Source organism: Campylobacter sp. RM16190 (assembly GCF_012978835.1).
GTDB lineage: Bacteria > Campylobacterota > Campylobacteria > Campylobacterales > Campylobacteraceae > Campylobacter_A.
Window position 1 is genome coordinate 71213 of sequence record NZ_LIWS01000003.1, and the last position, 24890, is coordinate 96102.

The window sequence follows — 24890 nt, forward strand, 5'->3', positions numbered from 1 at the left end:
TTTTATGTCGTCTTAAAAAGATACCATTTGGGGGCTATTTTTTCTATCATTATAAAGCGGTTTTTGTTCATCCTCGGCACATCTTCATCTTTTCGCACTCGTAAAAATCCCACCGCATTATCAACCATACCGCCGATTACGAGCATAAAAATACTTTCGTCATTTTCTATATGTGAAAAATGCAAAGTTTTTAAAATCCGCTTAATTTGCTCGTCTTTATCTGCTAAATTTGAGCTGTGAATCTCAAAAATTCGCTCAAATTTATCCAAATTTTGCTTGCCGAATTTTATAAGCTCGCTATCTTGCGCGACAGTAAGCTTTAGATTTTCAAGATCAAGATCTTTTCTAGCCTTATCGCCAATCTTTTCATAGTAATAAATCAGATCTTTCATAATGCCCGTCATCGCTAGCGATCTAACCGCATAAATCGCATCTTCAAGCATATAAACATAAAGATCAAGATGCTCGCCGCCATCATTTGAGCTTAAGCTAACCCTAAAGACATCAAATTCATCAGCCTTTCCAAGAGGGGCGATATCCTTTATATGAAAGCGCGTTAGATAAAAATCGCTATTACGCGCAGCCATTTCGCCTTTAAAGTGCTTAGCTTTATCAAAATTCGGATTTGTAAAAAAGCTCTCTTAAGAGCTCTAAATTTGAACTACCAAAGGCAATGGCAAAGCTTAAACCTAGAGCTGCAAGCGCTCTCATGCTTCGTTAGCCATCTCCTCGGCGCGCTTTAAAAGCTCTTTTGCACCGCGAGCGATAAATTCACGCGCAAGCTCTTTGCCTGCGTTTGCAAATTCGCTCTTTTGAACGCTTAAACTCTTTTGTAAAACTTCGCTTCCATCAGGAAGTCCCACAATCGCATTTATATGAATTTGCTCTTTATCAAGCTTTGCGTTTATACCGATAGGCACTTGACACCCACCCTCAAGCAGCGTCACGAAGTCGCGCTCCACCGTTGTTTCTATAACGGCTCTTTCATCGCGCAAGAACTCTATCGATTTTAAAATTTCCTCATTTTCTACAGCCTCTATCCCAAGCGCACCCTGCCCCATCGCAGGTATCATCTGACTTAATTCAAAAGGATAGACAAATTTAACCTCATCTTTTAAATTTAGGCGGTTTATGCCCGCCATAGCTAGGATTATCGCATCAAATTCGCCCTCTCTTAGCTTTCTTAGTCTGGTTTGGACGTTTCCTCTAAGCGAGATAATTTCTAAATCAGGACGCATTCTTAAAAGCTGCATTTTGCGCCTTAAGCTCGTAGTTCCTACTTTGGCACCCTTAGGCAGATCTTCAAATTTACCAAATTTTTCGCTTATCATAGCGTCGCGCACATCTTCTCTAGAACATATCGCGGCAAGCACAAGCCCATCGGGAAAAGCTACAGGCACGTCTTTTAGACTATGAACCGCGATATGAGTTTCGCCTTTTAGCATGCTATCTTCAAGCTCTTTAGTAAAAAGCCCCTTGCCGCCGATCTTAGCAAGCGGAGTATCAAGTATCACGTCGCCCTTTGTCTTCATACCGACAAGCTCTACCTCTATATCTTTATGAAATTCTAAAATTTTAGCCTTGATATGCTCGCTTTGCCACATTGCAAGGATACTTTTTCTCGTTGCTATTTTTAAATTTTTCATTTTTTACCTTTATTTATATTTGCGCTCTTCTTCGACAACTTCAACATCTATGATTTCGCCATCTTCCTCCTTATGCTCTCGTCTATAGCTATAATATTCGCCTTCACGCTCTTTTTTAAGCGGTTGGTTTTTTAAATTTGAAAAAAGAGCAAAGATGATTACAACCACGCCAAGCAAGTCGGTAGCAACGCCCGGGATAAACAGAAAAAATCCTCCGATAGGCATGCCCAGCACTCCAAATACATCACTTGGCTTAAGAAATACGATCCTTGAAATAAGTTGGAAAAATCCAACCTGAAACATAAAAAACATGCCCAAAACAGCCGTAGCGATAACCTCTAAAACAAGAGGTAAAAATCCATATTCGCTAATGAAAAAATAAGCGCATATCACCTCGATCGCAACATAGGGCATAAAAAGAAGTCTTAGCATAGCGCCTCTTTGATCTTTGCTAAAATTTGATCTTTATGAACCGGAGTTTTTTGCAAATTTGCGCGTTTTACAAACTCAACTTCGCCGTTTTCAAGCCCCTTGCCAACGACCACTCCGAAAGGAATTCCAATAAGTTCAAATTCGCTCATCTTAACTCCAAATCTCTCATTTCTATCATCAAGCAAAGCTGAAATTCCAAAGCTTCTAAGCTCGCTATAAAGCTCATTTGCAAATTTTACCCCAGCCTCATCTTTTAAATTTGAGATGATGATATGTACGTCAAACGGCGCACACTCTTTTTTCCAGATGCAACCCTTATCATCGTGACTAGCTTCGCACATCACGGAAACCAGCCTGCTAACGCCTATGCCGTAGCAACCCATATAAAACGGCTTTGCTTTACCATTTTCATCAAGAAAAGTGGCATTCATCGCGGCTGAATACTTCTGTCCAAGCTGAAAGATGTGCCCAACTTCAATGCCTTTGCTAACGCTGAGTTTCCCGCCACAGTGCGGACATCTATCGCCCTCTTTTACGGCTACAAGGTCTTTGAAGCGGTCACTATTAAAGTTAGTAACGCTAACTCCTACGAAGTGGTAGTCTTTCTCGTTTGCACCGCAGATCATCTGAGTTTCGCCCTCAAGCTCTCTATCGATAAAAAACTCTACGCCATGAAGCCCAACCGGCCCGCAAAATCCAGCCACAAGACCGGCTTTGCTTATCTCTTCTTCACTAGCATCTGCTATCTCAAGCGCACCGCATGCGTTGGTCGCCTTAACCTCTTGAAGCTCGTCATCGCCGCGGATGAAAAAGACCACAACCTTTTCTTCATCTTTATAAATAGCCTTTTTTATAACCGCCTTTATAGTGTAAAACTCGCTAACTCTAAAAAATTCAGCTATATCTTTGATGCTTGTTGCGTTAGGTGTATAAAATTTACTAGCATCAGCCTCAGGTCGCTCAGCATCACAGCTTCGTTTTTGCCTCTTTGCAGCCTCTATGTTTGCCGCATATTTACAGCTATCACAAACCAAGATATCATCTTCGCCGTTGCTTGCAAGTACCATAAATTCCTTACTTCCGCTTCCTCCAATAGCCCCGCTATCGGCCTCAACGGCACGGAAATTTAGCCCCAAACGGGTAAAAATTCTAGAATATGTCTCTTCCATAAGATCGAATTCGCGCTTTAAATCATCCTCATTTGAATGAAAGCTATAAGCATCTTTCATCACAAACTCTCGTCCGCGCAAAAGACCAAATCTAGGCCTTGCCTCATCTCTAAATTTAGTATTAATCTGATACAAATTTAGCGGCAGCTGCTTGTAGCTAGTAATTTTGCCGCGCACAAGAGCTACCACAGCCTCTTCGTTGGTTGGGCTTATCACAAAGTCATTGTCCTTGCGATCCTTAAATCTCAAAAGCTCCTTACCAAAGACATCAAACCGTCCACTCTCTTTCCAAAGCTCACCCGCAGTAACGACACTCATAGTTACCTCTTGAGCTCCGGCGCTATCCATCTCTTCTTTTACTACGTTTCTTATCTTATCAAGCACGATTTTACCAAGTGGCAAGAAGTTATAAAGCCCACTTCCTGTCTGCTCTATAAACCCTGCTCTAAGCAGAAATTTATGGCTTGGCAGACTTGCATCCTTTGGAGCCTCTTTTAAGGTCGGTACATAAAATCTAGAAAATCTCACTACTCACTCTCCCATTCAAATTCGCCATCTTCAATATGCGTGTGGTTCTTTATATCAAAGACATTTTTTGTAAATTTTATTATATTTTCAGAGTTGCTATCATCAGCCAAAGATTTTAATTTCATAGTTGGCGCATGTAAAAATGCCTTAAACACTTGATGAATCAGCTTATACGCCTCATCGTGATCACTATGCTTTAAATACCCTTTTTTGATAGCCTTTTCAAGCTCTTTTTGAGCGCACTCTTTAGCCTGCTCTCTAATACCCTTTATCACAGGGGTTATAGCAAGCTCTCTTAGATGCCTAAAAAAATGAGTCGTATTTCGCCCTACTATAGTATAAGCAATCTGCGCCTGCTCCTCTCTAAGAGCTAAATTTCTACTCACAATCTCTTTTAGATCGTCAACTGCATAAATTTTAATATTTTCGCTTGGCGTTACAGCTATATCTCGAGGTACGGCGATATCAAAAAAATATCTATCAAAATCTCTTTTTTCTATCATCGAATCAAGTATTACAGGATAAGGAGAGGCCGTAGCTGAGAATATCAGCTGATATTTGTTTACATATTCTTTTAAATTTTCAATAGAGTCATATTCGTTATTATCACCTAAAGACATGGCCAAAGCCTTTGCCTTATCGATATTTCTGCCGATTACTATTACTCTGGCACCGCTACTTATGATATGCTTTGCGGCAAGCTCTGCCATCTCTCCTGCGCCTACTATTACGGCAACCATTCCATTAATATTACCGTCAAACATCTCCTTGGCTTTTTGAGCGGCGACACTTGAAACAGATACCGGATTTTTAGAAATTTCAGTCTTATTTCTAACCTCTGCAGCACATTTAAAAGCGGCTTCCATGGCTCTACCAAGCTTCATTCCGCAATTTCCATTTGCGTAAGCAAATTTAAAAGCCTCTTTTAATTGTCCTGCTATTTGGGTCTCACCTATAACCAAGCTATCAAGCGAGCTAGCTACAGCAAACAAATGATGTATCGCTCCATTATCCTCATAGATATCAGCCCTAGTATAAAGCTCTTCATAATCTATTCCGCACAGCAGAGATATACAAGATATTATATGCTTACTAGCTCCCTCTATCTCCTTTACGCTAGCGATAATTTCGACTCTATTGCAGGTATTTAAAACCATACATTCATTAATATTTTGGCTTGAATTTAAGAGCCTTAAAATTTCTGTCTTTCTCTCTATATTAGAAAACGAAAGCCTCTCTCTAACTGAAATATCAGTATTTTTATGTGTAAAACTTACGCTTGTATAATGCATTAAAATTCCCTATCGATCATACTGCTAACCATATGATCAAGTTCACTAATATTATATTGAGCTATGCTTTCTAAAGCCTTTTTACCAAGCTCTTTGGCCTCTTTTATCGAGCGTTCTATAGAGCTGGTTCTAGACATTTTAGATTTCACCCAATCAATTTGAGCACTGTTTAGCTCCGCTTTAAAAAGATTCATAAGCCTTCCTCTATCCTCATCACCTAAATTTTCATAAAGATAGATATATGGAAGAGTTACTTTGCCCTCTTTTAAATCACTTAGATTAGGCTTACCCAAAGTTTGGGCATCTTGAGTAATATCTAAAATATCATCGACTAGCTGAAAAGCTAATCCCAAATTTTTACCATAATTTCTAAATTTTTCCTCATCAAGCCCAGTCAAATTTGCACCTACCGCAGCAGTAGCCTCTATAAGCACTGCGGTTTTATAGTAAATCATGGTGCGATAAGCCTCTTTATCGGTATTAAAATCTCTAGATAGCTCTACATCCATCATCTCGCCTATACTTAGTTTGCAGACTGCATCTGAGATATTTTGAGCTATTTTTGGATCAAACTTAGATAGTTCGTAAAAACCTTTAGAATATAGTATATCGCCTAGCATTATGGCTCTTTTTGTACCAAAAGTAGCATTTATACTAGGCTTGCCTCGCCTTGTATCAGAATTGTCTATCACATCATCATGAAGCAAGCTTGCAAGGTGTATAAGCTCTATTATAGCACACAACCTCAGGCTCTCCTCACTCTCTCCGACAATTTTTAAAAGCAACTTTGATCTAAGCTTTTTACCTGAGCTAACATTCCTAAAAATTTCACTAGCTCGGTCATATCCAAGATCATCTATAAATTGATACATTATTTCATCAATTTTATCCATAACAACTACCTCTTTACAGGATCTAAAAATTCTACGTCAAGACGTTTTTGATCATCTTTTATATAAACTTTAAAAAAACCTTTGCCATCTTTAAAATTTTCAAATTCAAGATATAGCCATGCAATATCCATCCGAGGCTGTCTAAAATCTGGTATTAAGCTCTGTTTATAAAGACTCAAACCACGCCTAAGAGACATAACAAGCTGACGAGGATAGTTGCGATATCTGGTGTGAAGAATTATATTTGTGTTATCGAACAAAGTCCATCGAAAATCAAAGCTATCTCGATCATCTGTGCCTTTTTCTGTCACAAAAACTCTCGCCCACTCATCCTTTTTAAGCTCAAACAAATGTTGTTCGCTAAAGCCTAAATCAACGGCATTTGCAAAGGCTAAAAAAAACATAAAAAAAACAGAGAGTATTTTACTCATTTTGACTTAAAATATCCCCACTAAGTCCGATGTAAATATCATTTAAGCCTTCATAAATTTCGGTTTGATTTTGAGATATGAATGCGTTTTGCTGAATTTCATCAAATCCATTACGCTCGCAATATATGCTCATAGCCACAAATCTTTCAAGTAGTTTTTCAGTCTCGTTCTCTACTAAATTTCTGTTTGCGTTAAATAAAATATCAAAAAATTTATCTCTTGGATTTTGAGCAAAGATATCATAATCCATAAATTTCCTTTAAATAAATTTTAAATTTATTATAGCCAAACAAACTTTCATTTTGATTATAAAACAGGCTTTTGATTTATGAGTATATTAAAATAAAATAATATTAAATAATATTAATGTCTAAAAATAAGCTGTAAATTTTAAAACTAAATTTTGATATTTTTTACAAGGTGCCAGAGTAAATTTTGAATCCAGATAAGCATTTTTAAGTACAGTGCCAAAGTAAAATTTGAAATTAAAAAAGGATTTTTAGCCAAGAAATTTAGATTCAAATTTTTTAAATTTTAAAGATATAAATATTTAAATTCAGCTTAATTTTACTATATTTTAAGCTGAATTTATATGTAAAATAATTTATATTTTTATATGTATTATTTTATGTAGTTATTACAAAGATTCGATATATTGCCAAGCTTTTTCTATATCGTATATATTGACTGCGCTCTTACTTTCGCTACCAAATCCCCAGCATACATTTATATACTCTACTTTGGCACCATTGGCTGCAAGCTCATCTTTATGACTATCTCCGACAAACAAAACCTTATCAAATCCAGCCATCTCTTTAACTAAATTTATCATAGTCGGATCAGGCTTTTGCGGTACATCTTTACTGGCTCCAATGATATGATTAAAATATTTATAAATATTATTTTTTACTAAAATATCGTTTAGGGTTTCTTGCGGTGCATTACTGGCAAGTGCTACAAAATAGTTTGCCTCCACGCACTTTTTAAGCAGCTCTTCTACGCCCTCATAAGCCCTTGCGTATCTGTCGTAATTTATCTTAAATTTAGTCTCAAAACCATCTCTTAGCTTTGAATTTATGACGTTTAGTCCGTAAAATTCTTTGCCTAGATCTCGCCCTACCTCATTTATCGCTTTTACTATAAAGTCTTCAGCCAAATCACTATCAAACCCAAGCTCTCTACGAACCTCATTAACCGTCACGCAAATCGCTTTTGAGCTATCTATGAGAGTGCCGTCCATATCAAAAATTATCGTTTTCAATCCTCATCCTTATATCTATTTTTATGCTTATCTTTTTTATATGTTTTAGAATTTTTTAGTTTCTCAAGCGAATTCGCAGCGTCTAAAAGCTCGTTTCTATCATTATTTGCTATGATTAAATTTACAAATTTTTCAAGCGCTTTTGAATATGCCGAGTCAAGATATACAGGCTCGATTTTAGCTAAAATTTCAGCATTCTTAGCAACTCTTACTCTAAACTGCTCCTCGTCATAATCCTCTCTTTTAAGCCCATTTATGGCTGATTTTGCAAATTTTTCAAGTCCGCGCAGATATTTTACGCGCTTAAATTTATCATATCCTACAGTGTTCATCTTACTCTCCAAATCAAAGTGCAATTATACCCTACTTTTGTCTTTCGAATTTCAAGCTAAATTTTAGTGCTTAAAGCCGCTACGTTAATAAAATGTAACCTTTTTATCTGTATAATACCGAAATTTAAATTTATCATAAAGGCAAACAATGAAACAAGAAACCATTGCCACGCACTTTGGCTACGACACCAAAATCGGCACAGGCTCGATGGCGGTACCTCTTTACCAAACTACGGCTTATGATTTTGGCACTGCCGAGACTGCGGCAAATCGTTTTGCGCTAGCCGAACTTGGACCAATTTACACAAGACTAAACAACCCTACGACAGATATTTTTGAAGCTAGACTTGCAGCTCTTGAAAACGGCGCGGCTGCTATAGCTACGGCAAGCGGACAGGCTGCTATATTTTACGCGGTTGCAAACATCGCAGCAGCAGGCGAAAACATCATCGTAGCCAAGAAAATTTACGGCGGCTCAAACACTTTGTTTCACCACACGCTAAAAAGATTTGGCATAGAAGCAAGAGCCTTTGATAGCGACAGCGCGGACGATCTTGAAAATTTGATAGACGGCAAGACTCGAGCGATATTTTTTGAAACGCTCTCAAATCCGCAAATCGCCATCCCAAATATCGAAAAAATAGTCGCTATCACAAATAAACACGGCATCATAACCATAGCCGATAACACCGTGCCTACACCGATCCTACTTCGCCCTATAGAACACGGCGTGGATGTCGTAGTGCATAGCGCAAGCAAATACATGAGCGGTCAAGGGCTAAGCATTGCAGGTGCCGTGATAGCCAGCAAAGAGCTAAACTCAAAGATAGTTTCAAGCGCCAGATACGCGCACTTTAACGGACCTGACGAGAGCTATCACGGACTCATATATGCAGAACTTGCCGAGAGTTTTGACATCTATACGCTTAGGATGAGGCTTTCGCTTATACGCGATATAGGCGCTACGATTTCACCATTTAACTCTTGGCAGCTGATACAAGGGCTTGAGACGCTTGCTCTTCGTATGAAAAAACACTCTGATAATACATTAAAAATCGCTGAGTTTTTAAATTCTCACGAAGCGGTTAAGAGTGTCACATATCCAGGGCTCAAAAACGACGTAGGATATGAAAGAGCTCAAAAATATTTTGACGGCGGCATGGCAAGCGGACTACTTTGCTTTGAGGTTGATAGCTTTGAGCGAGCTAAAACAGTGCTTGATAGGGTTAAAATTTTTAGCATTGTTGTTAATATCGGTGATTCTAAATCTATCATCACTCACCCTGCATCAACCACACACCAGCAAATTCCGCCTAGCGAACTAGCTAAGATCGGAGTGCCTGCAGGACTTATCCGCCTAAGCATAGGCATAGAAGACGCTGATGATCTAATCGAAGATCTAAAACAAGCTTTAGAAGCTTAATCTTAAAAATTTACGAGAGAGTTTATGCTCTCTCACTTTTAGCTAATCTTTCATTTTAATCTTAAAAACAAGCTATAATTACAGTGTAAGATAAAAATATACATGTGTACAACAACTTAATATTTATTTAAATTTATTAAAAATTAAAATGTTAAAAAATTGAGTATACTAGAAAGCATATTTATATGATTTTAGATGAAAAATATAAATTTCATAGAAAAATTAGATACGTATTAGCTCTGCCTATGGTTTTTCTATTTAGTTGGTGGATATATGGCATGTCTTGGGCTATACTTTTATCTATTAAAATAAATTCATATTTACAAACAATAATCTCTTGTTTTATAACCGTAGCTTTTATGTTTTTCGCACTAAAATATTTATACAATAGATATAAAGTTTATTTATATAGTAGATTATTTATTAAAAATCCTAGTCTAAGTATCTTTATATTTACTATAGAAAATTTGTCTCTCTGTATATTATATTTTAGCTTTTTATTTTCATATTTCATAGGTGGCTTAACCGGCAATAGTGGCATTAGCGTAGTATTTGCATTTTTCATTGCGCCAATATGCATAAGCGTATTTATAATTTCTTATATGTTTAACGAAAGAAAAATAAACTAGCTATATATTTAATAGTCTATTGGGAAATTTAGCAAACTATCAGTGTATAAAAGCTTGCTACCAAATTCAGCAAATAGCATTTATAGTAAATTATTATGTTAATTCGAACGTGAATTTACTAATTCTGCGGAACAAAATAAGTTTTTAAAATTTCGTTGTATTTGTTTTCATCTTCGCATTGAATAAGCAGCAAATCTCCCTCTTCAAATACCGATGAGCCCGTAGGCTTGATGTATTCGCCCTTGCGTTTGATAAGCAGGATAAGAAAATCGCTCGGCAACTCAAGTTCCGCTAGGTTTTTCTCGATGATTTCCGAGCCAAAATGTATTGTATATTGCCTTAAGGTATGATAGAAGATTGGCAAGTTTGACGCCTCAGCCTCCTCGACCTTGTCGTCATCTTTTACTCCACATTTTACTGCCGAAAACTCAAGGGTGGCACCTTGAACAGCCAAAGATATTAAGACTACAAAAAAGATAGTATTAAATATCAAATTTGAATTTGGCAGATTACTTCCATAAGGATATGTCGCAAGCACGATAGGCACGACACCTCTAAGACCTACCCATGAGATGAAAATTTTCTCTTTGATATTATATTTTGAAAACAGAAGGGATATAAATACGCCCACAGGTCTAGCAACAAACATCAACCATAAAGCTATTATAAAACCCATAAATGCTACAGATGGAAGCTCTGATGGGAACACAAGCAGTCCAAGTGTCAAAAATACAACTATCTGCATAGTCCAAGCAATACCATCGTGAAATCCTACGAGACTCTTTTTATGAGCGAATTCTTTTTTATTTATAAAAATTCCAGCTATATATACAGCCAAAAATCCGTTTCCGCCAATCTTTGTAACAATAGTATATATAAGCAGTGCCCAAGCTATTGAAAATACCGAATAAAGTCCAGAATACTCAAGTCTTAATCTATTAAATATAGATGGCAACAAGAATCCAAATATGTAGCCTAATATGCCACCTATTAAAAACTGCTCCGCAAGTATAAGTGCTATATTTGCAGGTGTCGGAGTGGTTGATAAAGATATCATTTGAATCATAGTCATAGTAAGAAAGATCGCCATAGGATCGTTTGAGCCAGATTCTAGCTCAAGAAGGGGTCCTAGATTGTTTTTAAGCGAAATTCCTTTGGCTCTTAAGATGGCAAATACCGCCGCTGCATCAGTAGATGAGATAATAGAACCTAATAAAAATGCTTCCATCCAGCTAAAATTTAAAAGATATCTTGCCAAAACGGCAACAGTGCCTGCAGTTAGTATGACTCCGATAGTCGCTAAAACTATACCACTTACCATTATAGGTCTAACTGATTTAAAATTTGTATCAAGACCACCGGCATACAATATGAATATAAGAGCTATGGTGCCAATCTCTTGAGCCACTCTATGATTTGTGAAGTCAATTCCTAAAAGCCCGTCAGATCCGGCCAGCATGCCGACAGCTAAAAAGACAATAAGAGATGGAATACCAAATTTATCAGAAACCTTACTAAAAACAATGCTTGCTATCAATAAAATAGCAAAAAATAGTAAAAAATTTTCCAAACTCCACCTCATACATAAGCCGATAATTAAAGCTAAATTTTAATTATCTGTATTTGAAATTATATCAAAAGCAACCTTATTTTAATAAACATTAGCCCTTGTCTTTATGTTCATAAAAAATAAGATCAAAACTATTCTTGCGTTTAACAAGGGCTTTTTTAGATGGAATAGTGCCTGTATTGTTAAGCCTATCCACTTCACTTCTTAACTCATCTATAGTTTGCTCAAACTGATCAAGCTGCTCTTTTAGCTGCAATATCACATCAACTCCAGCCAAATTTACACCTAAATCACGAGTCAGACGAAGTATCATCTTGATACGGTCCAGATCTTTTTCAGAATATAGCCTCATACGACCATCGGTTCTAGAAGGCTCTACCAGTCCCTCGCGCTCGTATTGACGCAAGGTCTGAGGATGTATGCTAAGCACTTTGGCAACGACACTTATTAAATAAACCGGTTCATCATATCCACGCATCTTATCTCTCCGGAAGTTTTTCTTTCATAATCTCAATCAAATTACTATCAAGCGAATTAGTATCTGGCAACGCAACCTTAGTCTTTAGGTATAAATCGCCATATAGCCCGCTCTTTCTATTTTTTACACCATAGCCCTTTATTCTTATCTTTTGTCCTGACTTTGAATTCTCGGCAATCTTTATAGTAACATCTTTTTGCAAGGTAGATATTGTGACCTTGCCACCAAAAAGCATTGTTTTAAGTGGAATTTCAGCCTCTTTATAAAGATCATCTCCATCTCTTTCATACTCACTGCTTGATTCAATATTTACAGTTAGTATTAGATCGCCCATCTCTCCACTTCTAGCACTCTTGCCCTTGCCTTTTATTCGAAGTTTTTCTCCATCATTTATACCATTTGGAATTTTTATCTTTAGACTATCCCCGTTAAGATTTATTCTATGCTCACCACCTAAAATAGCAACCTCAAATGGTATATTTACTCTGGCTCTTATGTCTAAATCTTGAGCAAAGCCACTAAAGCCATCATCAAATCCTGAGCTTGAAAATCCACTAAAGCCGCTTCTAGAAAATCCTCCAAAGCCTCCGCCGAAAATATTTTTTAATATCTCGTCAAGATCGCCCATATTGGCTGAACTGCTTGCAAAGTCATGGAAATTTTGTCCTCCAAACATAGTATCGCCGTATTGATCATATTGAGCCTTTTTCTTCTCATCGCTTAAAATTTCATAAGCTGCATTTATCTCTTTAAATTTATCTTCTGCACCAGGCTCTTTATTTATATCCGGATGATATTTTCTTGCCAATCTGCGGTATGCTTTTTTTATCTCGTCGCTAGTTGCGCCTTTTGAAATGCCCAAAGTATCATAAAGACTATTACTCATTTCATATCCTTAAAGCAATTTTTTTTATAATTATTGTAGCATAAAACTTTAGTCTATGTCAATCAAGTATACTAATTTTATATATTTACAATAGGCTAAAAAACATTAACTTTGCGTTAAGTGGGATACTTTATAATCCTTTTTTAAAATACTAATTATAAAAGGATTAATAATAATGAAAAAAATAGTTGTGATATCGCTTGTTGCAGCTTGTTCTATATTTGCAGCAACAATAAATTTTAATGAAGCCAAAGATGAATTTACAAGATTAAATCCGGAGAACTCTGATGGAGTTATACTCTCTTATAATAGCTCTATTTCTGAAGCTAAAAAATCAGTAGTAAATATATCCACTACAAAAACTACTACTGCAGGCAGTGGATTCGACCAGATGTTTAACGATCCTTTTTTTAGAGACTTTTTTGGATTTAACTTTAAAATCCCCCAAGATAAGCAAAAGAGTGCATCTTTAGGCTCGGGAGTAATAATATCAAGCGATGGATATATAGTAACAAATAACCACGTAATAGAAGATAGCGATGAAATTTTAGTAACCTTGCTAGAAAGCGAAAAAGAGTATAAAGCAAAGATTATAGGCACAGATCCAAAGACAGATCTTGCGATAATAAAAATAGAAGCAACCAATTTAAAAGCTATCAAGATTGCAGACTCATCTAAGATAATGGAGGGTGATATTGTATTTGCCATAGGAAACCCTTTTGGAGTTGGAGGAAGCATAACTCAAGGTATAATCTCCGGACTAAACAAGGATAATATCGGATTAAATCAATATGAAAATTTCATTCAAACCGACGCATCTATAAATCCTGGAAACTCAGGTGGCGCGCTTGTAGATAGCAGAGGTGCTCTTGTAGGTATAAATTCAGCTATTCTATCAAGAAGCGGTGGTAATAACGGAATAGGCTTTGCGATCCCTTCAAATATGACTAAAGAGATAGCCAAAAAGCTTATCGAGGATGGTAAGATCGAACGTGGATATATAGGCGTTATGATATCAAATTTAACAACCGAGCAAAAAGAAATTTATAAAAACAAAGAAGGAGCGCTAATAAGCAGTGTAGAAAAGGGGCTTCCTGCCGATACAGCAGGACTTAAAAGAGGGGACCTTATAATACAAATAGACGATAAGCAGATAAAAAACGCAAACGATCTTAAAAATACGATAGGCTCTCTTACTCCTAATAAAGAGATCACTCTAGTATATGAGCGTTCAGGTAAAATAGAAACGACAAAAATAAAACTAGCCAATATGCAACAACCCAATACAGGAATGAGAGATAACTCCTCTATAAGCGGACTGAGCGTAGCTCCCATAAACGATGAAATAAGATATAGATATAAAATTCCTCAAGATATAGTAGGCGTACTAGTAACAGATGTCAAGACAAACTCAAACGCCGATAAATTTGGCTTCCAAAAAGGCGATATCATAATACAAATCGGTGAAGAAAATATAATAAATCTCAATGATTTTAACAAGGCTCTTTTAAATTCTAAGAACAAAAAAACTCTTGTATGGGTAAATAGAGGCGGAGTTATTCAAGGACTTGTTATTAAATAAATTTAAGGGCGTAAGATTACGCCCAACTTTTTTCTTTATATAGTTTTATAAATTTTCTGTTATAATCGATATCAACTTAAAATAAATTTTGGAAATATGGCATGATAAACATTTTGATGATAGAAGATGATTTTGAACTAGCTGAAATTTTAAGTGAGTACCTTGAAAACTATGATTTTAGGGTTACCATCGCGGAAGAACCTTATATAGGTCTTTCTACTTTAAATACTAGCAAATTTGATCTTGTAATACTTGATCTCACTCTGCCTGGTATTGATGGGCTTGAAGTATGCAAAGAGATAAGAAAAAGACATAACATTCCTATCATAATCTCAAGCGCAAGACATGATATTACCGATAAAGTTAATGCTCTTGACAATGGAGCGGACGATTATCTACCCAAACCTTACGATCCTCAAGAGCTACTAGCGCGTATTAAAAGTCATTTAAGACGCCAAAATGTAACTATAGCGGAAGAAAAAAAGCAGAAAAACAAGGATCTGGTTTTAAATGAATTTGAGCATATTATCACCCTCAAAAACGAGCCTTTAAACTTAACCGCTGCAGAATTTGATATCTTAAAATACTTGATCAAAAAAGAAGGTGGGGCTATCACGAGAGAAGAGCTTATATATAATTGCAAAAGTATTAATGAAGACTCATCAAATAAAAGCATAGATGTAATAATAGGCAGAATCAGAGCCAAACTTGGTGAAAATCCAAAAGAGCCTACATATATACATGCGATTAGAGGTATAGGCTATAAGCTTATTCAATAAATTTAGCCTAAAATGAAACGTTCATCAGTTTTTTATACTATTACTTTTATATTTATACTTGCGTCTACAAGCATATTTCTGGCCTTTTTATGGCTAATGGAGTATGATAAGCAAAACTACACAAGAGAGTTGAATGCAAAATACTCTACAATAGCCAGAAATACGCTATTTTATATGAGTGGAATTATAAACGACAAAGAGTATGAACGCCAAATCGAAGGCATCAGAATGCCTGAGATTATAGATCAGAAAGAAAAAGAAAAAATTTTAAAAGATGCTACGATTTTAGAGGAAATTTCAGCAGATATTGGTTCAAGCGCTATTATGCTATATGAAAAACATCACTATTTAAAAATTAAACATATAGATAGAACCCTACTTTTAAAAGACAACGAATACCAACCCTATAGATATGATATTATCAAAATTATTTTTTCCATAGTTGCACTTATCTTACTTGCAGCTTACATCTTTGTTATTAGAAAGTTAAAGCCACTAAGAAAACTAAAAAGACAGATAGATATATTTGCCAGAGGAGATATTGACAAGATTAAAGATGTAAGTAGCGGTAATGATGAAATTTCGGAAGTTTCAGAGGCTTTTTATAATGCGGTTTGTCAAATTAGGCACCTCAATAACTCAAGAAAATTATTTTTAAGAAATATTATGCACGAGCTTAAAACTCCTATCACAAAAGGAAGAATAACCGCTGAAATGATACAAAAAGATAAAAATCAAGAAAGACTCGTGTCGGTATTTGTAAAGCTTGAAAGTCTTATAAACGAATTTGCCGCTGTCGAACAAGTAACATCAAGCACCGCTCTAAGCAACACCAAAATTTGCCTGATAGACGATGTGATAGATGAAGCTCTTGATATAGCGATGGTGGAAAAAGATAGTGTAGTCATAGAGAAAATAGAAAATATTAGCATAAATATTGATTTTAAACTCTTTGCGATAGCTATTAAAAACATGATAGATAATGGACTAAAATACTCCAGCGATAAACATGTAAAAATAGCCATAGGCGATAAAGATATCAAGTTCATAAGCAGAGGCGAAAAACTATCAAAAGATCTAAAGCACTATATAGAGCCGTTTACTAAAGGTGAAGATGCCAAAAAAAGCTTTGGCTTGGGGCTTTATATAGTAGATAATATACTTGAGGCACATAAGCTAAATTTGACATATAGGCATGAAAATGGATTTAATATATTTAGCTTTGAAAATTTAGAGAGTGTAGTAGTTAAAAAATAAAAAACTATTTTATTCGTTTCTTAATGTTTCAAGCACATTTATCTGGGCTGCTTTTTTAGCAGGATAGTATGACGAAAACGCCACTATCACAATGGCTCCAACAAGTATAAGCGACAAGTCAATTAAAGATAGCTCCATTGGTAGTTTAGCACTTCCATACACATCCGCAGGCAAATTTATAATATCAAAACTTCCCAGTAGCCAAACCCCAAATAGTCCTAGCATAAGTCCAAACACTATCCCGCTTCCTCCTATAGTAGCACCTAATGCAAAAAAGCTTTTTTTAATATCTCCTTTGCTTGCGCCAAGAGAGAGCAAAAGTGCTATTTCGTGACGACGGTTCATGACAGTCATCAGAAGTGAGCTAACTATATTTAAAGAGGCAACCAAAATAATCAGCATTAAAACTATAAAAAGGGCACGCTTTTCTAATGCAAGAGCCGAAAAGAAATTTCCGTTTTGTTGCCACCATCCAATCGCTCTTAAAGAGAGCGGAAGTTGAGCTGAAATCTTACTTATATCATCAAACGGTTTATCAGAATAGACATGAATTCCGTCATATCTGCCCTCTTCGTAGTCTAAAATTCTACGCAAAGCTTCTACAGAAGTGTATAGATAGCTCTTATCATACGCCACAAGTCCGGAGTCAAAGCTAGATATGACATCAAAACGCTTCATTTTTGGTATCAGAGCAAATCCTCCTGGATCGCCTTTTGTAAATATCAATGTTAGCTTCTCTTCTCCGCTAAGCACAAAATCATTTTTAATAGCACTTCCTACAAGCAACTCATATCCACTTATTTCCTTATCTTTAAGCCCTTCTTTGACAACGGAATTTATACTCTTTTCATCGGTAGAATTTACACCAAAAAGCATTCCACCCTCTAAGCCGCTACTACCCTTTATTATAACCTGAGTCATAATATAAGGACTAAATTTAAGATTTGGAAATTTGGCTTTTAACTTGTTTACATCGGCATCTTCTATACTTGCACGTATGTTTGAAAGGATGGTTATAGGATAGTTCATCGTAAATAGCTTACGCTCAAATTCCTTATCAAATCCATTCATTATGGCCATTGCCACTATAAGCACCATAAGCCCTATGCTAACTCCCAAAAAAGCCAAAATAGCAGAGAGAGTGATAAAGGGCTGGCTTTTATCAAAGCGTAAATATTTAAAAAGAAGATACTTAACTAAACTCATCTAAGCAAAAATTCCCTTTTTAGGACCGCTTTTACCACAACACTCTTTATATTTTTTGCCACTTCCGCAAGGGCATGGCTCATTGCGAGGTATTTTTTTTGCTCTTACTTCATTTGTTGCAGTATCTTTGTTTTCTTCGTTTGAGTATTTAAGCCCTCTATTTTGCTCTTCTTGCATCTTTTGCATAAGCCTTTGCTCAGCATCAACCTCTTCTTGGCTCTTAAATCTAACAGCCTGAAGCATCTTGATACCCTCAAATTTAATGCGTGATACAAGCTCCATAAATAGATTAAAGCTCTCTTTTTTGTATTCTGTTAGCGGATCTTTTTGATTATATCCTCTAAGTCCAATTCCGGTTTTTAGTATATCCATCTGATAGAGATGCTCTCTCCACGCATTATCCACCACTTGAAGGCAAAGCACTTTCTCTAAATATCTTCTTTGGTCATCAGCTATAACACTCATCTTTTCTTCATATTCAGACTCTAAAATTCCCTCTATCTTTTGAGCTAAATCGTTAAAATCAAGCTCTTTTAGTTCGTCTGCATTTATTGCCAATCCGTTTTCGGAAAGTATTGAGACAAGTTTATCTATGTCAAATTCACTTCTAACACCGCCTACAAAAATTTCAGCCTGCTCAAGCAAATTTATTACATATTCGCCTCTATTTTGTTTGATTTTTTCACCAATATCAAATTCAGGATCAAGTAGCTCGTTTCTAAATTTATATACGGTCTTTCTCTGTTCATTTGCGACATCATCATACTCTAGGATATGTTTTCTGGCCTCAAAGTGCAGACTCTCAACCTTCTTTTGAGCATTCTCTACTGCTCTTGTAACCATTTTAGAATCGATACTCTCGCCCTCATCTATTCCAAGCCTATCCATTATACTTTTTATGCGGTCGCTTCCAAAAATTCTTAAAAGATTATCCTCTAAGCTTAAGTAAAATCTACTCATCCCAGGATCTCCCTGACGACCAGAACGCCCTCTTAGCTGATTATCGATTCTTCTGCTCTCGTGTCTTTCCGTGCCTATTATATATAATCCGCCAAGATCTCTTACTTCGTCGTTTATCTTGATATCTACACCGCGTCCGGCCATATTAGTAGCTATGGTAACAGCTCCTTTGACACCTGCTTCGGCTATGATTTGGGCCTCTTTTTCGTGATTTTTGGCGTTTAACACCGAGTGAGGGATCTTTTCTTTTACAAGCAATTCATGCAAAAGCTCGCTTCTTTCAATGGAAGCCGTACCTACAAGCACAGGCTGGCCTTTATCGTGAGCTCTTTTTATCTCGTCTATTACGGCCTTAAATTTCTCTTTTTGAGTCTTATAGATAAGGTCGTTGTGATCAATCCTTATTGTAGGCACGTTTGTAGGTATCGAAATAACATCTAATTTATAAATTTGAGAAAACTCTGTCGCTTCCGTCTGTGCAGTTCCCGTCATACCGGAAAGCTTATTATATAGCCTAAAGTAATTTTGGAATGTAATATCTGCAAGCGTTTGGCTCTCTTCTTTTATCTGCACACCCTCTTTGGCCTCAAGCGCTTGATGAAGCCCTTCGCTAAAACGTCTTCCCTCACTCAATCTACCGGTAAATTCATCAACTATTACCACTTCATTATCTCTTACGACATAGTGTACATCTCTTTCAAATAAATTTCTAGCCTTTAGGGCCTGATCTAAATGGTGGCTTAAGATCGCATTTTCAAGGTTATATAAATTTTCCACACCAAATAGTCTTTCAGCCTTACTTATACCCTCTTCGGTTATGGCTATTGTTCTATTTTTCTCATCTACCACAAAATCGCCAGTAGCCTTATCCTGAGGAGTTGCAGGCGCTTCTCCTTTTATCATCTGTCCAGCTACCTCGTTTGCCTTGATATAGCCATCAAGAGTGCGGTTAGTAGGACCTGAGATAATAAGCGGGGTTCTAGCCTCATCTATAAGGATACTATCTACCTCATCCACTATTACGAAGTTATGCTCTCTTTGAACCTTGTCTTTAAACTCCATCTTCATATTGTCACGCAGATAATCAAACCCAAATTCGTTATTTGTGCCATAAGTTATATCGCTGGCATAGGCAGCCTTTCTAACCTCATCATCATACTCGCCGCCCAAAACTACTCCTACGCTAAGTCCAAGAAAGTTATAAATTTCACCCATTTGGGTTGCGTCACGCTTGGCTAAGTAGTCGTTTACCGTAACTACATGCACACCCTTACCGGTCATTGCGTTTAATACGACAGGAAGGCTTGCTACAAGAGTCTTTCCCTCGCCCGTCTTCATCTCGGCTATTCTTCCGTCATTTAGCACCATGCCACCTATTAACTGAACATCAAAATGACGCATATTTAAAGTTCTCTTGCTCGTCTCTCTAACAATGGCAAAGACATCGTTTAATACTTCATCAAGAGTTTTTGCTCCGTCTTGAATAGCTGATTTAAGCTCATTAAAGCTAGCCTTTAGCTCCTCATCGCTCATAGCTTGATATTTTGGCTCAAGCGCATTGATATCTTTGACTCGTTTTGCGTATCTTTTTACCTCTCGATCATTTTTCGTCCCGAAAATTTTCTGCATAATGCCAACTATCATCTATCCGCCTTATTTTAGTTATTTTATAAAGCTTAGATTTTACCATTTATTTAATTAAACTTAGCTACAATTCGCACCTAAAAGGAAAGTAATGAAAAAATTTATACTGTTTTTATCCCTTTATATAGCCTCGTTTTCATCCCCTCTCGACTTTAACACAATCCAAGGCGATTTTACACAAACAGTTACAAGCAACAAAACTTCAATCGATTATAGCGGCAAATTTTATCTTAGAAACGACAATAACGCACTTTGGATATATACTAGACCGACAGCAAAAAAAATATATTTTGATAATAAAAAAGTAGTAGTTTTGGAAGAGGCATTAGAGCAAGCCATAATCTCAAGAGTAAAAAATATGCCAAATTTGGGAGATATTTTAAAAGAGGCCAAAAAGATCAAAGAGGGTCTATATAAAGCTGATTTTGATGATACTGAGTATTTTTTGACTATGAAAGGTAGCCATCCATCAAGAATCGACTATGAAGATAGGCTTGGAAACAAGATAAAAATAATCTTTCAAAACGTAGTCAAAAACTACCAGATAAGAGATGAGCTTTTGACTCCGGTTATCCCGTCACACTACGATGTGATAAACCACTAAATTTATTCGCCAAAGTCTTTGCCGAAATTTTTAATGGAATTTAGATCAAGAGGCTTTAGTTCTATCTTGCCGTCTTTTCGTATTATGAGATCATCCTCGTCATTTTTGCTTTTATCTTTGTTTTTTGTAAGATAGTTTCCCTGCTCTCTTATAATCTGTAAAATTTCTTCCAATTTTGGCTCGCGTACTATCTTAAGCGAGATTATAAGCACCTCATCAATATCCACGGAGTGTTTTTTGGCGGTATATTTAGCAAATGTCTCCTTAAATTTCTCCTTGCCCATAGAGGTAAGCAGATCCTCTACATAAAAGCTTCCTATAACTACATTAAGCCCATCAAAGATATAAGCTTCATTATCGCTCACATCTCTGCCTGAAACTCTAAGGCTAATTGTTACTTTTTTTATCGAATTTTGACTATCTTTTGAGTATAAATCGGCTTCAAAATTTTCTATATTAAGTAGATCTGCAAATCCAAAAACCACCAAAAAAAGTGGCAAAAAGAGCTTTTTCATATCTCCTCCCTAATATTTTCAAAGACATTTTCTCTATAAAATTTATCAACTTCTTCATCAATTTTAACAACACTTCTTAAATAATCCCTAAAATTTTGTCCTCTTTGATATATCAGCCTTAGCTTTTTAGGATCTGTAGCCCTAGATAGTGCGACATAAAGCTGTCCGTTTGCAAAGATATGATTTAGATCGCAAACCAAGCCATCTATGCTCATCCCTTGCGACTTATGGATTGTTAAAGCGTAAGCCAGCTTAAACGGAAACTGCAAAAAAGAAGCCCTGACCCTTTGCTCTATGTTATCATCAATAAGCTCAAATTCTGTAAGCTCAAATCTGCTTGGCATCACCTCTATTATCTCGCCGTTTGTCTTTTGCACTATGACGCTTTCTATACTGTTGCCATCTTTTAAAATTTGCATTATTACTCCGCGCTCACCATTATAGTACTCACCCCATTTGTTAGTGACAAAAATTACTCTGGCACCCACCTTAATATGCAAAATTTCAGGCACGCTAAGGCTATTTATCCAGTTTTCAAGGCTCTTTTCGTGTAGTTTTTCATCGTGAATTTCAACCAAAGCATTTGATATCTCAAGCTTGCTATCAAGCTTTTCAAGCATTGCCGCATTTAGTCTATCAGCCTCATAGTTTCTACCAAAAAGCACACTAGTGTTATCATCTATATCAAATTTATCTACGCATAAATTTTCAATATATTTTATAACTTTCTCATCTAATCTACCCACTCTTAAATTAGATAAAATTTCATAAAACTCTAGATCTTTTGTCCGTTTTGATTTTACTAACTCTATGTTTTTAAGACCGAATTCACTCCACGCATAGGAGCTAAATGCGTATACGAATTTAAATAAGGAATTTGGGTTAGACTCTTTTTTCTGCACTGGAGGAAGCTGGTAAAAATCGCCCACGAGCATTATTCTACCTACAAATTTAGAGTTTATAAGCCTATAGTAAATCATCTCCATAAGCCCTGCGCTAACCATAGATATCTCATCTATCACGAGTAAATCACAGTTATCAAGCACAGCTTTTACCTTGCTTAATTGTGATTTTTGCTTTCTATCAAGCCCTCTTAGCTCCTCTAAATTTGAGCAAATCCCGAATTTAAAAAAACTATGCACACTAACTCCACCGACACTAACGGCGCTTATGCCCGTGCTTCCTAGCACCACTACGTTTTTAAGCTCATTTTTGTAGTGTTTTATAACAGAAGTTGTTATATAGCTTTTGCCTACTCCACCTCTACCGGTTAGAAATAGATTTGACCTCTGCAAGATCTTTAAAATCTGATTTAACAATGATTTTCCTAATTTTTTGTAAAATTATAGCCTAAAACAAAGGAGATAAATTTGAAACGGATAGTTTTTCTAATTTTTATAGCAATATTTTTTACCTCATGCTCAAAGAGTTCTTTGGTACCTAAAAACGATGCTGAAAAATCACTTAATAAAGAGAGTATGGGTAGAATCTCCTATCTAAATTTAGATATAGAACAAAACGAACTATCACTTCCTACAAACCAAAAAAACATTAAATTTGACGCAGAAGCTCTACTGAAAAAACGCTTCGGAGTGCTTTATCTAAAAAAGCCACCTGTTAGTAAAAAAGAGGCTTTTTGGGCTATAAATTTATACAAAAACTCTAAAAACAGACAGTATTACGGATTAAATTTCAAGCCTACCAAGGATGAGTGGTTTAATGAGCTTCAAACTAACGCAAACACTTCAGCCTTTGGCACCCTTTCACTGCCGGCCATTACGACAGCTAACACGAGTCTTAGAAATCTGCCGACAGATGAGCCTATCTTTATAAATCCGGCACGTGCAGGAGAAGGTTACCCCTTTGATTATCTGCAGCTTTCGACCATATCTATAGGAACTCCCGTTTTGCTCTCGCACTACTCACTAGATAGAGCTTGGGCGTTTGTGGGAAGCGATAATGCCTGGGCATGGATTAAAGCTAACGACATTCAAATTTTAAGCCACAAAGAAGCAAAAGAGCTAACAAGCTCAAATTTTATAACCATAACAAAAGATAGATCTGCAGTTTATGACGAGGATGGAAATTTCTTGTTTTTTGGTCGAATAGGTGCGATTTTACCTTTTGCAAAACAGGATGAATATAAATTTTACGGGCAAATTCACACTAGAGCTGGAGTAAAAAAATATGAAATTTCAAAGCAAATTTCAGCCACATATCCGCTTATCTTCAATGACCAAAACATCAAAAAACTGGCTTCAAGTATGCTAGAACAGCCTTATGGCTGGGGAGGTTTTGGAGATAACCGCGACTGCTCTTTATTTACACAAGATTTCCTAGGAGGGTTTGGAATCTGGCTTCCTAGAAATTCACGGGCTCAAAGTAAAATAGGCAGACAAATTTCACTAGAAAACTTATCAAATGAAGAAAAAATAAGAAAAATAAAAGATGAAGCCTTGCCATATATGACCTTGCTTCACTTGCCGGAACACATAATGCTATATGCCGGCACAAAAGACGATAAGCCAATAGCCATTCATGACATGTGGGGGTTAAAGACCAAAAATGACGGAAGGGCTTTGGTGGGAGGAGTGGCGATAACCTCACTTGAAATCGGGCAGGATAGAGAGGACATAGATAGTAAAAATTTGTTAATTTCCAAGATAGACTCTATGAACATCTTGGCATCTGAGCCAACTTTTAAAGATATTATAGCCAAGGCCTATAATGTGAATATAAGTGAAAATTCGGTGATTTTCAAAGACGGCACTAGTGAAATTTTTAATGACGGCAAGATAAAAAACAAAGAAGAGCTGCTAAATAGCGCGGATATAGAGGATATTTTTACAGAAGAATATCCATTGTTTGAGCCATTAACCTTGCCCGTAAATGATGCTGGAAGATATAGAAACTACGGGCTTTTAGATAAAATTTACGGAGACGATGAAAAAAGTATAAGAAAAAATTTAGTAGATGTGGTATGGCTAAAAAACCACATAAATAAAAGGTTTAAATTTAACTCTCAAAATGGCGCATCAAAGGCTCTTGAAGCGGTCTCTAAAAAGCTTGACGAGCTTGTTAGCAAAGAGCCTGAGATGCTTAAATTTTTAGATAACCCATCTGGCACCTTCAACTACCGATTGATTGCTAAAACAAATCGCAAAAGCGCGCACGCTTACGGCATCGCAATAGATATAAATACCGACAAGAGCGATTATTGGCAGTGGAGCAAGGATGGCGTCTATAAAAATCAAATTCCAGAAGCAATAGTTAGGATATTTGAAAAACACGGATTTATTTGGGGCGGTCGCTGGGTCAGCTTTGACACGATGCATTTTGAGTACCGCCCAGAATTTTTATATAGGTGGTAATT

Annotated in this window: 23 protein-coding genes; 6 read left to right on the plus strand and 17 right to left on the minus strand. The window is 36.4% G+C overall.

All coding sequences use genetic code 11. The features are described from left to right. Positions 1-2 precede the first annotated feature (2 nt). The 10 genes from CDOM16190_RS04190 to CDOM16190_RS04235 form a co-directional block, all read right to left on the minus strand. Complete coding sequence (locus tag CDOM16190_RS04190; RefSeq protein WP_170019013.1) at positions 3-587, minus strand: hypothetical protein; 585 nt, start codon at positions 585-587, stop codon at positions 3-5. 120 nt (positions 588-707) lie between these two features. Further along, positions 708-1646: a hydroxymethylbilane synthase gene (gene hemC / locus CDOM16190_RS04195; RefSeq protein ID WP_170019014.1), complete on the minus strand. Its 939-nt coding sequence runs from the start codon at positions 1644-1646 to the stop codon at positions 708-710. Between the two features lie 9 nt (positions 1647-1655). After that, entirely contained in the window at positions 1656-2078 is a 423-nt protein-coding gene (locus tag CDOM16190_RS04200; RefSeq protein ID WP_170019015.1) for an FxsA family protein, read from the minus strand. Continuing rightward, complete coding sequence (locus tag CDOM16190_RS04205) at positions 2072-3775, minus strand: proline--tRNA ligase (RefSeq protein ID WP_170019016.1); 1704 nt, start codon at positions 3773-3775, stop codon at positions 2072-2074. Before CDOM16190_RS04205 ends, CDOM16190_RS04200 begins: the two co-directional genes overlap by 7 nt. Continuing rightward, on the minus strand, positions 3775-5067 hold the full coding sequence (gene hemA, locus CDOM16190_RS04210; RefSeq protein WP_170019017.1) for a glutamyl-tRNA reductase: 1293 nt from the start codon (positions 5065-5067) through the stop codon (positions 3775-3777). The genes CDOM16190_RS04205 and hemA overlap by 1 nt, the downstream gene beginning before the upstream one ends. Beyond that, on the minus strand, positions 5067-5960 hold the full coding sequence (locus CDOM16190_RS04215) for a polyprenyl synthetase family protein (RefSeq protein WP_170019018.1): 894 nt from the start codon (positions 5958-5960) through the stop codon (positions 5067-5069). Before CDOM16190_RS04215 ends, hemA begins: the two co-directional genes overlap by 1 nt. Before the next feature lie 5 nt (positions 5961-5965). Next, the gene (locus CDOM16190_RS04220; protein ID WP_170019019.1) at positions 5966-6391 is read right to left on the minus strand and encodes a hypothetical protein; all 426 of its coding nucleotides are present in this window, start codon (positions 6389-6391) and stop codon (positions 5966-5968) included. Then, positions 6384-6641 carry a DUF2018 family protein gene (locus CDOM16190_RS04225; RefSeq protein WP_170019020.1) on the minus strand — a complete coding sequence of 86 codons (258 nt, stop codon included), beginning with the start codon at positions 6639-6641 and terminating at the stop codon, positions 6384-6386. Before CDOM16190_RS04225 ends, CDOM16190_RS04220 begins: the two co-directional genes overlap by 8 nt. A 387-nt stretch (positions 6642-7028) precedes the next feature. Continuing rightward, positions 7029-7652, minus strand: a complete 624-nt coding sequence (locus tag CDOM16190_RS04230) for an HAD family hydrolase (RefSeq protein ID WP_170019021.1) — start codon at positions 7650-7652, stop codon at positions 7029-7031. Then, positions 7649-7984: a hypothetical protein gene (locus tag CDOM16190_RS04235; RefSeq protein ID WP_170019022.1), complete on the minus strand. Its 336-nt coding sequence runs from the start codon at positions 7982-7984 to the stop codon at positions 7649-7651. The genes CDOM16190_RS04230 and CDOM16190_RS04235 overlap by 4 nt, the downstream gene beginning before the upstream one ends. A gap of 148 nt (positions 7985-8132) precedes the next feature. Between CDOM16190_RS04235 and CDOM16190_RS04240 the strand changes: the two genes are divergently transcribed. Continuing rightward, complete coding sequence (locus CDOM16190_RS04240; protein WP_170019023.1) at positions 8133-9407, plus strand: O-acetylhomoserine aminocarboxypropyltransferase/cysteine synthase family protein; 1275 nt, start codon at positions 8133-8135, stop codon at positions 9405-9407. 747 nt (positions 9408-10154) lie between these two features. Here CDOM16190_RS04240 and CDOM16190_RS04245 read toward each other — a convergent pair. The 3 genes from CDOM16190_RS04245 to CDOM16190_RS04255 form a co-directional block, all read right to left on the minus strand. Then, on the minus strand, positions 10155-11606 hold the full coding sequence (locus tag CDOM16190_RS04245; RefSeq protein WP_249934112.1) for a potassium/proton antiporter: 1452 nt from the start codon (positions 11604-11606) through the stop codon (positions 10155-10157). A 91-nt stretch (positions 11607-11697) separates the two neighbouring features. Then, positions 11698-12084: a heat shock protein transcriptional repressor HspR gene (locus CDOM16190_RS04250; RefSeq protein WP_169973883.1), complete on the minus strand. Its 387-nt coding sequence runs from the start codon at positions 12082-12084 to the stop codon at positions 11698-11700. Between the two features lies 1 nt (position 12085). Beyond that, positions 12086-12970, minus strand: coding sequence for a DnaJ C-terminal domain-containing protein (locus tag CDOM16190_RS04255; protein WP_170019025.1), 885 nt, complete (start codon positions 12968-12970; stop codon positions 12086-12088). A gap of 175 nt (positions 12971-13145) precedes the next feature. Here CDOM16190_RS04255 and CDOM16190_RS04260 point away from each other — a divergent pair, with 175 nt between their 5' ends. The 3 genes from CDOM16190_RS04260 (at position 13146) to CDOM16190_RS04270 (ending at position 16588) form a co-directional block, all read left to right on the plus strand. After that, complete coding sequence (locus tag CDOM16190_RS04260) at positions 13146-14552, plus strand: Do family serine endopeptidase (protein WP_170019026.1); 1407 nt, start codon at positions 13146-13148, stop codon at positions 14550-14552. 101 nt (positions 14553-14653) lie between these two features. Further along, a complete protein-coding gene (locus CDOM16190_RS04265) occupies positions 14654-15331 on the plus strand; it encodes a response regulator transcription factor (RefSeq protein WP_170019027.1) in 678 nt (225 codons plus the stop codon). Between the two features lie 12 nt (positions 15332-15343). Further along, positions 15344-16588 (plus strand): ArsS family sensor histidine kinase, encoded by a 1245-nt coding sequence (locus tag CDOM16190_RS04270; protein ID WP_170019028.1) that lies wholly within the window; start codon positions 15344-15346, stop codon positions 16586-16588. Between the two features lie 9 nt (positions 16589-16597). Here CDOM16190_RS04270 and CDOM16190_RS04275 read toward each other — a convergent pair whose 3' ends face one another. After that, on the minus strand, positions 16598-17794 hold the full coding sequence (locus CDOM16190_RS04275; RefSeq protein ID WP_170019029.1) for an ABC transporter permease: 1197 nt from the start codon (positions 17792-17794) through the stop codon (positions 16598-16600). Next, positions 17795-20398 carry a preprotein translocase subunit SecA gene (secA, locus tag CDOM16190_RS04280; RefSeq protein ID WP_170019030.1) on the minus strand — a complete coding sequence of 868 codons (2604 nt, stop codon included), beginning with the start codon at positions 20396-20398 and terminating at the stop codon, positions 17795-17797. A gap of 91 nt (positions 20399-20489) precedes the next feature. On the opposite strand from secA, the gene lolA reads away from it, so the two are divergent. After that, positions 20490-21002 carry a LolA-like outer membrane lipoprotein chaperone gene (gene lolA / locus CDOM16190_RS04285; protein WP_170019031.1) on the plus strand — a complete coding sequence of 171 codons (513 nt, stop codon included), beginning with the start codon at positions 20490-20492 and terminating at the stop codon, positions 21000-21002. Positions 21003-21004: 2 nt separating this feature from the next. Here lolA and CDOM16190_RS04290 read toward each other — a convergent pair whose 3' ends face one another. Further along, complete coding sequence (locus CDOM16190_RS04290) at positions 21005-21517, minus strand: hypothetical protein (protein ID WP_170019032.1); 513 nt, start codon at positions 21515-21517, stop codon at positions 21005-21007. Next, entirely contained in the window at positions 21514-22836 is a 1323-nt protein-coding gene (locus CDOM16190_RS04295) for an ATP-dependent DNA helicase (RefSeq protein ID WP_170019033.1), read from the minus strand. The genes CDOM16190_RS04290 and CDOM16190_RS04295 overlap by 4 nt, the downstream gene beginning before the upstream one ends. Before the next feature lie 51 nt (positions 22837-22887). On the opposite strand from CDOM16190_RS04295, the gene CDOM16190_RS04300 reads away from it, so the two are divergent. Further along, positions 22888-24888 (plus strand): SH3 domain-containing protein, encoded by a 2001-nt coding sequence (locus CDOM16190_RS04300; protein ID WP_249934113.1) that lies wholly within the window; start codon positions 22888-22890, stop codon positions 24886-24888. The last annotated feature ends 2 nt before the right edge of the window (positions 24889-24890 follow it).